We start from the raw sequence: 13,283 nt of genomic DNA, 5'->3' as shown, positions 1-13,283 counted from the left end.
TCGCATGATCAACTCCTGCCGTCGGGCGCCTCGTCGAGCTCGACCGGCAGACCGGAAAGGAAGGTGTGCCAGGCTCGCGCTCCGAAGAGCAGCGCGGGTCCGGCTGTCCGCTTGGAATCACGGACGGCGAGCAGCAGACCGGCGTCGAGGAATGCGGCCTCGACGCAATTGTTCATTCCTGTACTACGGCTGCTGCGCCGCCACTGCGCACCGTTCAGAGAAGTGCTGGAAGGTACATGCACGGGGGGTGCGGGCATCATGCCTCCCTTACACGCCGTCAGCCATCCCGGCGATGAGATTCAATGATTCCTTGAACGAGAGGGCCTGCGCCTCGACCGTGTGGAACGCGGCGCTGTACGCCTCAAGGTCTTCTCTCCGTTCGAGATAGAGGCTACTCGTCAAGTGGTCGATAACAACCACGTCCAGATCGGAAATGTGCGGAAAGGAGAAGATAATGAAAGGCCCGGTGAGGCCGATATGGCCACCGCTGCTGAAAGGCAGCACCCGCAACCGGACCTGAGGCAGCTGGGCCGCCTCCAGCAGATGCCGCAACTGCCGCCGCATCGCGGCCGCCCCGCCCACCTCCCGGCGCAGCGCCGCCTCGTCGACCACCGCGCTCAGCTCCAGCGGCGGATCGGCCCGCAGCACCTCCTGGCGCGCCAGGCGCACCTCCACCAGCGAGTCCACCCGCGCCGCGTCGAGCCCGCCGAGGGCCGCCCGGGTCACCGCGCGGGCGTACTCGGGCGTCTGGAGCAGCCCCGGCACCACGGACGTCTCCAGGGTGCGCGCCGCCGACGCCTGCGACTCCAGGCTGATGAAGTCGCGGTACTGGGGCGGCAGCAGCCCACGGTAGGCCTGCCACCACTGGCCGCCGCGCCCGTCCGCCGCCCCCGCCAGCGCTTCCAGCAGCGCCCGCAGTTCGGGGTCGTCCACCCCGTACACCTGGAGCAGCCGGGCCACGTCGGCGGGCTTCACCCCGCTGCGGCCGGTCTCGATCCGGCTCACCTTCGACTGGTGCCAGCCCAGGTGCCGGGCGACCTCGCCGCTCGTGAGGGCGGCCGCGCAGCGCAGCCGGCGCAGCTCCTCGCCGAGTTTGCGGCGGCGTACCGCGGGCCCGTGCCACATGTCGTTCTCCTTCCACCCGGCCGGGATTCGGGTGATGGGCAAGTGTGGCGCCCAAATACGGTCCTTCGTCGCAGAGTTCACCGCTTTGAGCGACAGATATATGCACATCTTGGTGGATCGGCGCATCCGGCGGCACGATGAGTGGCACTCTGGCGCGAAGCACAAGTCCGGGCCGTCCTCGCGGTTGTCCGCTCGTCACGAGTCCAGCAGGCCGGCCCGGGTGGGAAAGGGACAGCGTCGCCATGGCAGACCACCAAGAATCAACCCTCACTCTGCCGAGCGATCCCGCCTCGGTCTCCGCCGCCCGCAGACATGTCGCCGGCGTACTCACCGAGTGGGGTCTTCCCTCGGACGCCGACTCAGCCGATACGATCCGCCTGATCGTCTCCGAGCTCGCGACCAACGCCGTGCAGCACACCTTCGGCCAGTCGCCCACCTTCACCGTGGATCTGCGTCTGGAGCGCGACGAGCAGCTCCACATCGGGGTGACCGACAGTCATCCCCGCTGGCCGAAGCGTCTTCCCGCCGCCGTCCAGCAGGACAACGGACGCGGCATGGTGATCATCCGCTGGCTCGCCGCCGAGTGCGGGGGGCGGCTGTCCGTCACCCCGACCCCGGAGGGCGGCAAGACCGTCTGGATCGCGCTGCCGTGGACGGCGCCCGTCCAGAGCTGAGCCGGGGCCTGTCCTGCCCTGTCCGGCCCACGGGCCGGTGAGCGCTCACGGGCGTGCTCACCGGCCCGCCGTGCTCACCGGCCCCCCTGTGCCGCTTGTGCCCCGTGCGTCAGCGCACGCGCCCGTACCAGACGCTCTTCGACCAGATCTTCTCCAGCCGGACCACGGACCCGGTCTTGGGGGAGTGCCAGATCTTGCCCTCCCCGGCGTAGATCCCCACGTGGTAGACGTTCGAGCCGGAGTGGAAGAACACCAGGTCGCCGCGCTGGCGCGAGGACGACGAGATGTGCCTGGTGCTGTTGTACTGCTGCTGGGTGGTGCGCGGCAGCTTCTTGCCCGCCCGCTTGAACGAGTAGAGGGTGAGCCCCGAGCAGTCGAACCGGTACGGGCCGCTGGCGCCGTACTTGTAAGGTGCGCCCTTCTTCGACGCGGCGACGTTGAGCGCCTTCGTCGCGAGTGTGGCGGCACTCGCCTCACTGCCGGCGCCGGGCGCCAGCATCGTGCCGCCGACGGCGGCGAGTGTGAGGGCGGATACCGCGCCGACTCGGGTCAGCAGGGACGGGACGTTATTCAGCGCAGACATGCGCGACCCTTCGTCAAACCGCCTGCGAAGGATGACCTGTCGGGTTCGGACTGGCGAAGATGCCCGGCCGCTCGCGCGGCTTCACCCCAAGGGCCTCCCGGTCTCCCGGTGGGCCCGCACTGCTTGGGTCCTCCACTCCTGCCGATCCACTCAGTCGACCAGTCATCCGGGTACGGCGGCAGGACTCGGCGTCCGCCCGGACCGCCCCGCCGCGGTGGCGGGGGCTTGTCGTCGGAAGGGATCTTGACCCACGAAGTGTCGGATTTCCGAGCCGAAACGGCGTTTTGTGAGGCTCCTCACGACTGACCCATTCAGGTGTACATCTATGTTTCAAGGCTCCTGACGGGGTGTCCGACCTGCGTCGCAACGGTGCTGGAACGATTCATTCCGCTCGGTGTCTGCGCATACGGAGCAACAGCGCCGGTACGTCGTTCGGACCATCGGATGGTGCGAACGGGGGACGTCGACTCGTACCGGCGCGGGGGTGAACGGACACCGTGGCGTCAACTCGCCGATGACGGCGGCGGTACCGTGACGCGGCCCGCCCGGCGCTCCCCGTCGAGCAGCCGCAGGGTCCGGGTCAGCGTCTCGGAGTGCAGCTCCGTCTCGCCGCGCAGATGCATGGTCGTCAGCGCGTCCCGCAGCGCCACGGCCCGCCCGACGAGCGCCTGCGCGGCCCGCAGCGCGCCGTAGGTGTCGCGGTGCCGGGCGGGGTTGATCCGGCCCAGCTTGTCGAGCGCGTCGAGGTACGCGTCGATGAACTCGCCCTCGGCCCGCGTCAGCGCGGGCAGCGGCGGCAGTTCGGGCAGCACGGTGTCTACCTCCCTTGTGCGGCGGCCGAGTTCTTGCGGCCGGCGACCACGTGGTCGATCAGCCCGTACTCGGCCGCGGCGCCGGCGTCGAGGATGGTGTCCCGCTCGATGTCGGCGCCGATCCGCTCGACGGACCGCCCGGTGTGGCGGGCCAGCAGCTCCGTCAACAGCTCGCGTCCGCGCTGGAGTTCCTTGGCGTAGATCTCCAGATCGGACGGCTGGCCGCGGAGCGGTTCGTCGATCGACGGCTGACGGATGAGGACCCGCGCGCCGGGCAGCGCGAGCCGCTTGCCCGGGGTGCCCGCGGCGAGCAGGACGGCCGCGGACGAGGCGGCCTGGCCCATGCACACCGTCTCCACGTCGCAGGTGACGAACCGCATGGTGTCGTAGATCGCCGTCATCGCGGTGAGCGAGCCGCCGGGGGAGTTGATGTACAGCGAGATGTCGCGGTCCGGGTCGGCGTGCTCCAGATGCATGAACTGGGCCATCACGTCGTTGGCCGCGGTGTCGTCGACGGCGGTGCCGAGGAAGACGATCCGCTCCTCCAGCAGCTTGGAGTACGGGTCGAGGGTGCGGACCCCGGTGGAGGTGCGCTCGGAGAACTCGGGCAGGACGTAGCGGGCGGACGGGCCGTGCATGACGTACCTCTTCTCTCGTGCCGACGTTTCGGCGCCGATGCGTCTCGGTGCCGAGGTCTCTGTAAAAAATGTACAGGACGTACAGGCCGTTATGATGGGGAGCATGGCCTATGAGATTCCGGTGACGCAAGCCCGAGCTGAGCTCGCCGAGCTGATCAACCGCGTGGTGTACGGCGGGGAGCGCGTCGTCGTGACCCGGCACGGCAAGCCCCTCGTCGCCCTGGTGTCCGCCGCCGACCTGGAGCGACTCGAAGGCGCGGCGCAGCCGGCCGAGGAGCAGGTGATCAGCTCGGTGTCGTCGGTGCGCCAGGTCTCGTCCGCTCCCGGCGAACGGCGCCGCTTCGGCATCGCCGCCGAGCACCGGCAGCCACCGGCGGGCGACTGAGCGGTTCCGGTTCGTCGGAGCCGGTGATGGATGCATTGGCCATGGATATGCAAAGCGTCAGTTAACGAGCCGGAAAAACTTCGGCCGTAACGTGCAATGCCTCGCTGTGGAGCAGGGAACCCCAGGTCAACAGAGTGTTGAACTTGGACGGGGTCCCGCAGCGCCGAGGCGGGACTCCCCCGTTCCGGGCACGACTGTGAGGTGGGAAGCGTGCAACTGACGCCGCACGAGCAGGAGAGACTGCTCATCCATGTGGCCGCGGACGTCGCGGACAAGCGCCGCGCTCGGGGGGTGAGACTCAATCACCCCGAGGCCGTGGCGCTCATCACCTCGCACATCCTCGAAGGCGCCCGCGACGGCCGGACCGTCGCCGAACTCATGGTGTCCGGACGCGAGGTGCTCTCCCGCGGCGACGTCATGCCGGGCATCCCGGAGATGATCCACGACGTCCAGGTCGAGGCGACCTTCCCCGACGGCACCAAGCTCGTCACCGTCCACGAGCCCATCGTCTGACGGGGGAGCGCCGAGTGATTCCCGGAGAGATCCTGTTCGCGGACGAGCCCGTCGCCCTCAACGAGGGCCGCGAGATCACCACGATGACCGTCCTCAACGCCGCCGACCGGCCCGTCCAGGTCGGCTCGCACTACCACTTCGCCGAGGCCAACCCCGGCCTGGACTTCGACCGCGCCGCCGCCCGCGGGCTGCGGCTGAACATCGCCGCGGGCACCGCCGTGCGCTTCGAACCCGGCATCCCCGTGGACGTCGAGCTCGTGCCGCTCGCCGGACGCCGGGTCGTCCACGGGCTGCGCGGCGAGATCGGAGGCCCCCTCGATGGCTGAGCTCCACCGCGCCGTCTACGCCGACCTGTTCGGCCCGACCACCGGCGACCGCATCCGGCTCGCTGACACCGATCTGCTCGTGGAGGTCGAGGAGGACCGCTGCGGCGGGCCCGGACGGGCGGGCGACGAGGCGGTGTTCGGCGGCGGCAAGGTGATCCGCGAGTCCATGGGCCAGGCCCGCACCACCCGTGCCGAGGGCGCGCCCGACACCGTGATCACCGGCGTCGTCGTCCTCGACCACTGGGGGATCGTCAAGGCGGACCTCGGCATCAGGGACGGCCGCATCACCGCACTCGGCAAGGCCGGCAACCCCGACACCATGGACGGCGTCCACCCGGACCTCGTCATCGGCCCCGAGACCGAGATCATCGCGGGCAACGGGAAGATCCTCACGGCGGGCGCGGTCGACACCCACGTCCACTTCATCTCGCCGACCCTCGTCGACCAGGCGCTCTCCTCGGGCATCACCACCCTCGTCGGCGGCGGCACCGGCCCCGCCGAGGGCACCAAGGCCACCACCGTCACCCCCGGCCCCTGGCATCTGGCCCGGATGTTCGCGGCCCTGGAGAACGCGCCCGTCAACATCGGTCTGCTCGGCAAGGGCAACACCATGTCGCGCGAGGCGATGCACTCCCAACTGCGCGGCGGCGCCCTCGGATTCAAGATCCACGAGGACTGGGGCGCCACCCCGGCCGTCATCGACGCCTGTCTGCGCGTCTGCGACGAGACCGGCGCCCAGCTCGCCATCCACACCGACACGTTGAACGAGGCGGGCTTCGTCGGCGACACCCTCGCCGCCATCGCGGGACGCTCCATCCACGCGTACCACACCGAGGGCGCGGGCGGCGGGCACGCCCCGGACATCATCACCGTGGTCTCCGAGCCGTACGTCCTGCCCAGCTCCACCAACCCGACCCGGCCGCACACCGTCAACACCATCGAGGAACACCTCGACATGCTGATGGTCTGCCATCACCTCAATCCGGCGGTGCCGGAGGACCTGGCGTTCGCGGAGTCCCGCATCCGGCCCTCGACCATCGCGGCCGAGGACATCCTGCACGACCTGGGCGCCATCTCGATCCTCTCCTCCGACTCCCAGGCGATGGGCCGGATCGGCGAGGTCATCCTGCGTACCTGGCAGACCGCGCATGTGATGAAGGTGCGCCGGGGAGCGCTCGCGGGCGACGGGCGCGCCGACAACCAGCGGGCGCGCCGCTATGTCGCCAAGTACACGATCAACCCGGCGGTCGCCCAGGGCCTCGACGACGAGATCGGCTCGGTCGAGCCGGGCAAGCTCGCGGACCTGGTGCTGTGGGACCCCGCGTTCTTCGGCGTCAAGCCGCAGCTCGTCATCAAGGGCGGCCAGATCGCGTACGCGCAGATGGGCGACGCCAACGCGTCCATCCCCACGCCCCAGCCGGTGCTGCCCCGGCCGATGTTCGGCGCGCACGGGAAGGCCCCGGCGGCCAACTCGCTCAACTTCGTGGCGCAGACGGCCCTGGACGACGGGCTGCCCGAGCGGCTGGGCCTGGACAAGAGGTTCACCGCCATCAAGAGCACCCGGCGGGTGGGCAAGGCGGACATGCGCGAGAACGACGCCCTGCCGGACGTCCGGGTCGACCCGGACACCTTCACGGTGACCATCGACGGCGAGCCGGTGGAGCCCGCGCCCGCCGCCGAACTGCCCATGGCCCAGCGGTACTTCCTCTTCTGAGAGCGGCTGGTACATGACTCGCGCAGCTCTGCTCGTCCTCGCCGACGGCCGGTTCCCGGCCGGTGGGCACGCCCACTCGGGGGGTGCCGAACCCGCCGTGAAGGCCGGCCGGGTCCATGACGCGGCCTCGCTGGCGGAGTTCTGCCGGGGGCGGCTGCACACGGCCGGTCTGGTGTCCGCCTCGCTCGCCGCGGCGGCCGCCCTCGGCCTCGACCCGCTCGCCCTCGACGAGGCCGCCGACGCCCGCACCCCGTCGCCCGCGCTGCGCGCCACCGCGCGCAGGCTCGGCCGCCAGATGATGCGGGCGGCCCGGGCCACCTGGCCCGGCGAGGAGCTGGCCGCGCTCGCCGCGGCCCGGCCGCGCGGGGCCCATCAGCCGATCGTGCTCGGGCTCGCCGCGCGGGCGGCGGGGCTCGGCGCGGAGGACGCCGCGCACTGTGTGGCGTACGAGTGTGTGAGCGGGCCCGCGACGGCGGTGGTGCGGCTGCTGAGCCTCGATCCGTTCGACGCCACCGGGGTGCTCGCCCGGCTGGCGCCCGAGCTGGACGCGGTGGCCTCGCGGGCCGCGCGGCTGGCGGCCTCGGCCGCGGTGGAGGGGCTGGACGCGCTGCCCGCCGCGTCGGCGCCGCTGCTCGATGTCATGGCCGAGGCGCATGCGGCGTGGCCGGTGCGGCTGTTCGCGTCGTAGCTTTCCCGCACCCCGCCGTCCCCGCCCACAGACCGGAAAGATCGATGGCTTCCATAACCACGAACACCCCGCCGCCACCGGCGGCTCCCGCCCTGCGCAAGAAGTCCACCGGGCGCGCGGGCGACAAGGTCTTCCTCGGCCTCTCCCGGGGATCCGGCATCTTCCTGCTCGTCCTGATGGCGTCGATCGCCATCTTCCTGAGCGTCCGCGCGGGGATGGCCATCTCGAAGGACGAGGGCAACTTCCTCACCACCTTCGACTGGAACCCCGCCGGGGACAAGCCGGTCTTCGGCATCGCCGTCCTGCTCTTCGGCACGGTCGCCAGCTCGATCATCGCGATGGTCATCGCGGTTCCGATCGCTGTCGGCATCGCCCTCTTCATCTCGCACTACGCGCCGCGCAAGCTGGCCGCGCCCCTCGCCTACGTGGTGGACCTGCTCGCCGCGATCCCCTCGATCATCTACGGCATCTGGGGCGCCCTGATCCTCGTGCCGTACCTGGAGGGCCTGAACTCCTGGCTCGACGAGTACCTCGGCTGGACCTACGTCTTCGAGAAGACCGAGGTCGGCGTCGCCCGCTCGCTCTTCACCGTCGGCATCCTGCTCGCGATCATGATCCTGCCGATCGTGACCAGCGTGAGCCGCGAGGTCTTCCTCCAGGTCCCGCGGATGAACGAGGAGGCCGCGCTGGCCCTCGGCGCCACCCGCTGGGAGGTCATCCGGCTGTCGGTGCTGCCGTTCGGCCGCTCCGGCATCATCTCGGCCTCCATGCTGGGCCTGGGCCGCGCGCTCGGCGAGACGATGGCCGTCGCCACGGTCCTCTCCCCGAGCTATCTGATCTCGCTGCACATCCTCAACCCGGGTGGCGGCACCTTCGCCCAGAACATCGCGGCGAAGTTCGACGAGGCCAACGAGCTCGGGCGGGACGCCCTGATCGCCTCCGGCCTGGTGCTCTTCGTCCTCACCCTGCTGGTCAACGGCGCGGCCCGCCTGATCATCGCGCGCCGCAAGGAGTACTCGGGGGCGAACGCCTGATGTCGAACGCAGTAGTGCAGGACACCCGTCCCGCCCCCTCCGCGCCCCGCAGGGGCAGCCTGAGCCGCCGGGGTCTGCCCCGCTGGGCCACGGCCGCCTTCGGCGTCGCCGGCCTCGCGCTCGGCTGCGGCATCGGCCTCGTCTTCGGCCTGGACAGCAAGGTCCAGTGGGGCCTGCTCTCCGCGCTCCTGTTCGTGCTCGTCTCGTACGTGACCACCGCGGTCGTCGAGAACAAGCGCCAGGCCAAGGACCGCGTCGCCACCTCGCTCGTCTGGGTGTGCTTCCTCCTCGCCCTGGTCCCGCTGCTCTCCCTGCTGTGGACGACGATCAAGCGCGGCACCAAGGTCCTCGACGCGGACTTCATGACCCACTCCATGGCCGGCGTCCCCGGCTTCGAGAAGGGCGGCGGCGTCTACCACGCGCTGATCGGCACCCTGGAGCAGGTCGGCATCGCCACCCTGATCTCCGCCCCGATCGGGCTGCTGACCGCGGTCTACCTGGTGGAGTACGGCAAGGGCGCGCTCGCCAAGGCCGTGACGTTCTTCGTCGACGTGATGACGGGCATCCCCTCGATCGTGGCGGGCCTGTTCATCCTCACCCTGATGCTGATGTTCGAGCTCAAGCCCTCCGGCTTCATGGGCTCGCTGGCGCTGGCGATCCTGATGATGCCGGTCGTGGTCCGCTCCACCGAGGAGATGCTCAAGCTCGTACCGAACGAGCTGCGCGAGGCCTCGCTGGCCCTCGGTGTGCCGAAGTGGCGCACGATCCTGAAGGTGGTCCTGCCGACCGCGATCGGCGGCATCACCACGGGCGTCATGCTCGCCATCGCCCGTATCGCCGGTGAGACCGCGCCGATCATGCTGCTCGTCTTCGGCAGCCAGCTGATCAACACCAACCCCTTCGACGGCGCCCAGTCCTCGCTCCCCTTCTACATCTGGGAGCAGTTCCGGGTCGGCAGCGACGCGTCGTACGACCGCGCGTGGGCCGGTGCCCTGGTGCTGATCGCCTTCGTCATGATCCTCAATCTGGTGGCCCGCGGCATCGCCCGCTGGAAGGCCCCGAAGACCGGCCGCTGACGCGACCAACGAAAGAAGCAGTGATTTCCATGGCCAAGCGAATCGACGTCAGCGGCCTGACCGCGTACTACGGCTCCCACAAGGCGATCGAGGACATCTCGATGACCGTGGAGCCCCGCTCCGTGACGGCCTTCATCGGCCCGTCCGGCTGCGGCAAGTCCACGTTCCTGCGCACCCTGAACCGGATGCACGAGGTCACCCCCGGTGGCCGCGTCGAGGGCAAGGTGCTCCTGGACGACGAGAACCTGTACGGCAAGGACGTCGACCCGGTCGCCGTGCGCCGTACGGTCGGCATGGTCTTCCAGCGCCCGAACCCGTTCCCCACCATGTCGATCTTCGACAACGTGGCGGCCGGTCTGCGGCTGAACGGCTCGTACAAGAAGAACCAGCTGGCGGACGTCGTCGAGAAGTCCCTCAAGGGCGCGAACCTCTGGAACGAGGTCAAGGACCGCCTCAACAAGCCCGGCTCGGGCCTGTCCGGCGGCCAGCAGCAGCGTCTGTGCATCGCCCGCGCGATCGCGGTCGAGCCCGACGTCCTCCTGATGGACGAGCCCTGCTCCGCCCTGGACCCGATCTCGACCCTCGCGATCGAGGACCTGATCGGCGAGCTGAAGGAGCGCTTCACGATCGTCATCGTGACGCACAACATGCAGCAGGCAGCGCGCGTCTCGGACCGTACGGCGTTCTTCAACCTGGCGGCCGTCGGCCAGCCCGGCCGTCTCATCGAGCTCGACGAGACCGCGCGGATCTTCTCCAACCCGTCCGTCCAGGCGACCGAGGACTACATCTCGGGCCGCTTCGGATAGACCCCAAGCCGTCTGCGGTGCTGCATGGCGGTGCCACCGCAAGACGAAGGGCCCGCCTCCTGGTGTCAGGAGGCGGGCCCATTTTCCGTCCACGAAGCCGTTCGGGGGGGCGGGATTCCTCTGCGGGCCGGTGGGGGCTCGTCGCGCAGTTCCCCGCGCCCCTCAGGTAGTCCGCCGCAGCCGGACTACTCAGCTCAGCCCCCGGTCTTCAGGGGCGCGGGGAACTGCGCGAGCAACCCAGCACGGTCCGCGGGCGCGGGACGGCCCTTCAAGGGGCGCGGGGAACTGCGCGGCACGCCCCCACCGGACCGCAGGTAAACGAAAGGGGCCCGGGGCGAAGCCCCGAGCCCCTTCAAGCGAGCGGCGCTCAGCCGAAGAAGACCCGCACCACGTAATAGCTCGCCGCCGCGACGACCGCCGCCGCCGGCATCGTGATGAACCAGCCAAGAATGATGTTCTTGGCCACCCCCCACCGCACCGCGTTGACCCGCTTCGTCGCCCCCACACCCATGATCGCCGAAGTGATCACATGCGTCGTGGAGATCGGCGCGTGGAACAGGAACGCGGACCCGAACATGATCGACGCACCGGTCGTCTCCGCCGCGAACCCCTGCGGCGGATCCAGCTCGATGATCTTCCGCCCCAGCGTCCGCATGATGCGCCAGCCACCCGCGTACGTACCCAGCGACAGCATCGCCGCGCAAGCGATCTTCACCCAGATCGGGATCTCGTCGCCCGCGGACTGCACATCGGCGATGACCAGGGCCATCACCACGATGCCCATGGTCTTCTGCGCGTCCTGCAGACCGTGGCCGAGCGCCATTCCGGCCGCCGAGACGGTCTGCGCGATACGGAAGCCCCGCTTCGCCTTGTGCGGGTTCGCCTTGCGGAACATCCACAGGATCGCGCACATCACCAGATAGCCGGCGATGAGGCCGACCACCGGCGAGATGAACATCGGGATGACGACCTTGTCGAGCACGCCGTTCCAGTGGACGGTCGTGCCGCCCGCGAGCGCCGCACCGACCATGCCGCCGAACAGGGCGTGCGAGGACGAGGACGGCAGCCCGAAGTACCAGGTCACCAGGTTCCAGATGATCGCCCCGACCAGCGCGGCGAACAGGATCCCCATCCCCTTGTTGCCCTCGGGGGTGGCGATCAGGCCTTCACTGACGGTCTTGGCGACACCGCTGCCGAGGAAGGCACCGGCCAGGTTCATCACGGCGGCCATCGCCAGCGCCGCGCGCGGGGTCAGCGCCCGCGTCGAGACGGAGGTCGCGATGGCGTTCGCCGAGTCGTGGAACCCGTTCGTGTACGTGAATCCGAGCGCGACCGCGATGGTCACGACCAGTGCAAAGGTGTCCACGAAGCTCAGGACTCCTTGACCGCGATGGTCTCCACCGTGTTCGCCACGTGCTCGAAGGCGTCCGCGGCCTCTTCGAGTACGTCCACGATCTGCTTGAGCTTGAGCACCTCAATGGCGTCGTACTTGCCGTTGAAGAGATGGGCGAGCAGCTTGCGGTGGATCTGGTCGGCCTGGTTCTCCAGCCGGTTGACCTCGATCCAGTACTCGGTGAGGTTGGACATCGTCCGCAGGTTCGGCATGGCCTCGGCGGTCAGCTCGGCCGCCCGGGCCAGCACCTCGATCTGCTGCTCGACGCCCTTGGGCAGTTCCTCGACGTTGTAGAGGACGACGAGGTCGACGGCCTCCTCCATGAAGTCCATGATGTCGTCGAGGCACGAAGCGAGGTTGTAGATGTCCTCGCGGTCGAACGGCGTGATGAACGAGGAGTTCAGCTGGTGGAAGATCGCGTGGGTCGCGTCGTCGCCCGCGTGCTCCGCTGCCCGCATGCGCTCCGCGATCTCGGCCCGGGACGCGGAGTCCGCTCCGAGCAGTTCCATGAGGAGCTTCGAGCCCGTGACGATGTTGTCCGCGGATGCGGAGAACATGTCGTAGAAGCTCGTCTCCCTGGGGGTCAGACGAAAGCGCACGTGGGGTCCTCGGGGTGCTCTGGATTCGGTCAGGCTGATGCTAGGCGCATCATCCGGCCACGGCTAACCGGCGTACTTCAGTGTCGCCCATCAGGCACAGTGATCAGCACGGGCCCCCGGCCCGTTTCCGGGCCCGCTTTCGCAGGGTTCGGTACCCTATACCCACGAGGGGTATCCACCCCCTCTTCGCACAACGGGAGGACGCGATGACGACCACCGAGCCCGCCGAGCCGGACACCGTCCTCACGGACCAGCCGCACACGGTGCACGGCTACCACAAGCAGAAGGACGAGCACCTCAAGCGGCTGCGCCGCATCGAGGGCCAGATCCGCGGGCTCCAGCGCCTGGTGGACGAGGACGTCTACTGCATCGACATACTCACCCAGGTCTCCGCGTCCACGAAGGCCCTCCAGTCCTTCGCCCTCCAGCTCCTGGAGGAGCACCTGCGGCACTGCGTCGCGGACGCCGCGGTGAAGGGCGGCGGGGAGATCGACGCCAAGGTGGAAGAGGCGACCAAGGCGATCGCCCGGCTGCTCCGTACGTAAGGGATTCAGTCCCCGCGGACAGCCCGGCGCGTCCCGCGCGTCAGTGCAGCCACCCCGGCCACCTGGCCGAAAAGCAGCGGCCGGGGTCGGTCACGTCCACCGGGCGGACCGACTTGGCCGGAATCAGCCCCCGCTCCCCGAGGAGCCCTCGGGCTCGACCTTGAGCACCTCGTCGATCAGGTCCGGACTGAGCCGCTCCCCGTCCGCGGCCGACGCGGCGATCATCAGCTCACCGCACAGCTCGATCTCGACGAGGGCCACGTGGTCCTGGACGGTTGTGCTGCGAAGCCCGGCCACGCACCTCACCCCTCTACCCCTCTTTCTGCCGTCGTCGGCTTCCTAGCGTAGGGAGGAGGACACACACCGCGCATG

Annotated in this window: 18 protein-coding genes and 1 riboswitch; of the genes, 10 read left to right on the top strand and 8 right to left on the bottom strand. The window is 69.5% G+C overall.

Annotated elements, in window-relative coordinates; translation table 11 throughout:
• Nucleotides 1–8 precede the first annotated feature (8 nt).
• A complete protein-coding gene (locus A8W25_RS31855) occupies nt 9–257 on the bottom strand; it encodes a DUF397 domain-containing protein (RefSeq protein ID WP_079125823.1) in 249 nt (82 codons plus the stop codon).
• A 10-nt stretch (nt 258–267) separates the two neighbouring features.
• Nucleotides 268–1,125 (bottom strand): helix-turn-helix domain-containing protein, encoded by an 858-nt coding sequence (locus tag A8W25_RS02920; RefSeq protein WP_067155228.1) that lies wholly within the window; start codon nt 1,123–1,125, stop codon nt 268–270.
• Between the two features lie 242 nt (nt 1,126–1,367).
• Between A8W25_RS02920 and A8W25_RS02915 the strand changes: the two genes are divergently transcribed.
• Complete coding sequence (locus A8W25_RS02915; protein WP_067155225.1) at nt 1,368–1,799, top strand: ATP-binding protein; 432 nt, start codon at nt 1,368–1,370, stop codon at nt 1,797–1,799.
• A 109-nt stretch (nt 1,800–1,908) separates the two neighbouring features.
• On the opposite strand, the gene A8W25_RS02910 is transcribed toward A8W25_RS02915, so the two are convergent.
• From A8W25_RS02910 to A8W25_RS02900, 3 genes are all read right to left on the bottom strand, one after another.
• A complete protein-coding gene (locus tag A8W25_RS02910; protein WP_067155222.1) occupies nt 1,909–2,382 on the bottom strand; it encodes a C40 family peptidase in 474 nt (157 codons plus the stop codon).
• A 3-nt stretch (nt 2,383–2,385) separates the two neighbouring features.
• Nucleotides 2,386–2,570: riboswitch (cyclic di-AMP (ydaO/yuaA leader) on the bottom strand.
• A 315-nt stretch (nt 2,571–2,885) separates the two neighbouring features.
• The gene (locus tag A8W25_RS02905; protein WP_067155219.1) at nt 2,886–3,194 is read right to left on the bottom strand and encodes a hypothetical protein; all 309 of its coding nucleotides are present in this window, start codon (nt 3,192–3,194) and stop codon (nt 2,886–2,888) included.
• Nucleotides 3,195–3,199: 5 nt separating this feature from the next.
• Nucleotides 3,200–3,832, bottom strand: a complete 633-nt coding sequence (locus A8W25_RS02900; RefSeq protein WP_067155216.1) for an ATP-dependent Clp protease proteolytic subunit — start codon at nt 3,830–3,832, stop codon at nt 3,200–3,202.
• 103 nt (nt 3,833–3,935) lie between these two features.
• Between A8W25_RS02900 and A8W25_RS02895 the strand changes: the two genes are divergently transcribed.
• The 8 genes from A8W25_RS02895 to pstB all read left to right on the top strand — a co-directional run bounded on the left by A8W25_RS02895 (nt 3,936) and on the right by pstB (nt 10,374).
• Nucleotides 3,936–4,217 carry a type II toxin-antitoxin system Phd/YefM family antitoxin gene (locus A8W25_RS02895; RefSeq protein WP_067156647.1) on the top strand — a complete coding sequence of 94 codons (282 nt, stop codon included), beginning with the start codon at nt 3,936–3,938 and terminating at the stop codon, nt 4,215–4,217.
• A gap of 210 nt (nt 4,218–4,427) precedes the next feature.
• Nucleotides 4,428–4,730 carry an urease subunit gamma gene (locus A8W25_RS02890; protein ID WP_067155213.1) on the top strand — a complete coding sequence of 101 codons (303 nt, stop codon included), beginning with the start codon at nt 4,428–4,430 and terminating at the stop codon, nt 4,728–4,730.
• 14 nt (nt 4,731–4,744) lie between these two features.
• Complete coding sequence (locus A8W25_RS02885; RefSeq protein ID WP_067155210.1) at nt 4,745–5,056, top strand: urease subunit beta; 312 nt, start codon at nt 4,745–4,747, stop codon at nt 5,054–5,056.
• Entirely contained in the window at nt 5,049–6,770 is a 1,722-nt protein-coding gene (locus tag A8W25_RS02880) for an urease subunit alpha (RefSeq protein ID WP_067155207.1), read from the top strand. The genes A8W25_RS02885 and A8W25_RS02880 overlap by 8 nt, the downstream gene beginning before the upstream one ends.
• Before the next feature lie 13 nt (nt 6,771–6,783).
• Nucleotides 6,784–7,458, top strand: a complete 675-nt coding sequence (locus tag A8W25_RS02875; RefSeq protein WP_067155204.1) for an urease accessory protein UreF — start codon at nt 6,784–6,786, stop codon at nt 7,456–7,458.
• A gap of 44 nt (nt 7,459–7,502) precedes the next feature.
• A complete protein-coding gene (gene pstC / locus A8W25_RS02870) occupies nt 7,503–8,492 on the top strand; it encodes a phosphate ABC transporter permease subunit PstC (RefSeq protein ID WP_067155201.1) in 990 nt (329 codons plus the stop codon).
• On the top strand, nt 8,492–9,568 hold the full coding sequence (gene pstA, locus A8W25_RS02865) for a phosphate ABC transporter permease PstA (RefSeq protein ID WP_067155198.1): 1,077 nt from the start codon (nt 8,492–8,494) through the stop codon (nt 9,566–9,568). Before pstC ends, pstA begins: the two co-directional genes overlap by 1 nt.
• 29 nt (nt 9,569–9,597) lie before the next feature.
• Nucleotides 9,598–10,374 (top strand): phosphate ABC transporter ATP-binding protein PstB, encoded by a 777-nt coding sequence (gene pstB, locus A8W25_RS02860; protein WP_067155195.1) that lies wholly within the window; start codon nt 9,598–9,600, stop codon nt 10,372–10,374.
• Nucleotides 10,375–10,741: 367 nt separating this feature from the next.
• On the opposite strand, the gene A8W25_RS02855 is transcribed toward pstB, so the two are convergent.
• Entirely contained in the window at nt 10,742–11,740 is a 999-nt protein-coding gene (locus tag A8W25_RS02855) for an inorganic phosphate transporter (RefSeq protein ID WP_067155191.1), read from the bottom strand.
• Between the two features lie 5 nt (nt 11,741–11,745).
• Complete coding sequence (locus tag A8W25_RS02850; protein WP_067155188.1) at nt 11,746–12,366, bottom strand: DUF47 domain-containing protein; 621 nt, start codon at nt 12,364–12,366, stop codon at nt 11,746–11,748.
• A gap of 206 nt (nt 12,367–12,572) precedes the next feature.
• On the opposite strand from A8W25_RS02850, the gene A8W25_RS02845 reads away from it, so the two are divergent.
• Entirely contained in the window at nt 12,573–12,911 is a 339-nt protein-coding gene (locus tag A8W25_RS02845; protein WP_067155185.1) for a metal-sensitive transcriptional regulator, read from the top strand.
• A gap of 123 nt (nt 12,912–13,034) precedes the next feature.
• Here the strand turns inward: A8W25_RS02845 and A8W25_RS34255 are convergent, their stop codons facing one another.
• Nucleotides 13,035–13,208, bottom strand: a complete 174-nt coding sequence (locus A8W25_RS34255) for a hypothetical protein (protein WP_420708393.1) — start codon at nt 13,206–13,208, stop codon at nt 13,035–13,037.
• Nucleotides 13,209–13,283: the final 75 nt, after the last annotated feature.

Source organism: Streptomyces sp. ERV7, from assembly GCF_001653515.1.
In the GTDB taxonomy this organism is placed as follows: Bacteria; Actinomycetota; Actinomycetes; order Streptomycetales; family Streptomycetaceae; genus Streptomyces.
The sequence above is the reverse complement of the archived record's forward strand: the minus strand, read 5'-3'. Positions and strand labels throughout refer to the sequence as shown.